This window comes from Streptococcus danieliae (assembly GCF_009767945.1).
Lineage (GTDB): Bacteria > Bacillota > Bacilli > Lactobacillales > Streptococcaceae > Streptococcus > Streptococcus danieliae.
Window position 1 is genome coordinate 1 of the sequence record NZ_WSRS01000146.1, and the last position, 1452, is coordinate 1452.

General features: G+C 36.7%; 1 protein-coding gene. It reads left to right on the forward strand.

The genetic code is table 11. The features are described from left to right. Nucleotide 1: 1 nt before the first annotated feature. The coding region (locus tag E5983_RS09045; RefSeq protein WP_331251113.1) for an IS1182 family transposase at nucleotides 2-1452 on the forward strand (1451 nt) is incomplete at its 3' end.

Sequence of the window (1452 nt, forward strand, 5' to 3'; positions counted from 1 at the left end):
CATTCACTATAACACAAATCAAACCACCTTACCACTAGAAATTGCTTCAGTCTTACCACAGGATCATATTGTTTTCACGATTGAAAAAGTGATCAATGATTTAGAGGATGATTGCTTCTCTAGCTTTTATCATGATTTTGGACGTCCATCTTATCACCCTAAAATGTTATTATCAGCTCTTTTGTTTGCTTATTCTCAGGGTATTTTTTCTGGTCGTAAGATTGAAAAATTAATGGTAGAAAACTTAGCCATGCATTATTTGACTGGTCAGTTGGTTGTAAGCTACCGGACTATCAATCGTTTTCGTGTAGCTGAAGGTATGCGTGATTTACTTCAAGATTTATTCGTTGAATTTAGTGTGCGTCTAAAGATGGAGGAATTCGTATCTCTAGACTGTCTCTATATTGATGGGACTAAGATTGAGGCCAATGCCAATAAATACAGCTTTGTTTGGAAAAAAGCCACTGACAAATTTTCCCTTAAACTGCAAGAAAGTATCCGCCAATCTTTCCAAGAAGAAATTGCCCCTCTGATTGAAGAGGCTATTGTTTTAGATCAGGAAGAGCCAATAAGTTCAGAACAATTGGATGATTTTGTCGCTATTTTAGAAAAAGAACTAGAAAAAACTAACCAAGAAATTGAACAGCAGCCTGTCAAGGGAGCGGATGAAAGAAAAAAGAAACGTCGTAAACTTAGGAAAGCTATCCGAAAAGTCAGGGATGATTTTTCAGTGCGGGCTAAAAAGTATGAAAACTACGGGGAAACATTTGAGGGACGTAATAGTTTTTCAAAGACGGATACAGATGCAACCTTTATGCGAATGAAGGATGATCATATGATGAATGGTCAACTCAAACCTGGCTATAATCTCCAAATTGCAACAGAAAATCAATTTGTTCTACACTATGATGTATTCCCAAATGCAGCAGATGTTAATACACTTCTACCATTTTTGGAAAGTTATCCACATGAGCTGAAAACAATCGTTGCAGATGCAGGTTATGGCAGTGAAGAAAATCTAGTTACTCTGAATGAACTTGAAGTGAGTCATTTTATTAAGTATGCTCTATTTGATAAGGAGCAGAAAAGAACTTATAAAAAGTCAAGTCGAAATCTAGAAAATTGGACTTACGATGAAGCTCAGGACAGCTATATCCACCCAGAAGGATGGACTTATCACTTTGAACGTATAAAACATCGCCAAACCAGTACTGGATTTACTCAAGAAATCAAAGTCTATAAGGCAGATAATCCTGATTTAGCTCCTCAGAAAGGACTTTATCTAAATCAGAGATACCAAGAATTAAAGCAAATAGAAAGTCAAGCGCTTTTATCTGAAGAAGGCAGTCGAATCTTCGCACAACGAAAAGTTGATGTGGAACCTGTCTTTGGACAGGTAAAGGCTTGTTTAGGTTACAAACGTTGTAACCTACGAGGAAAACGACAAGTAAA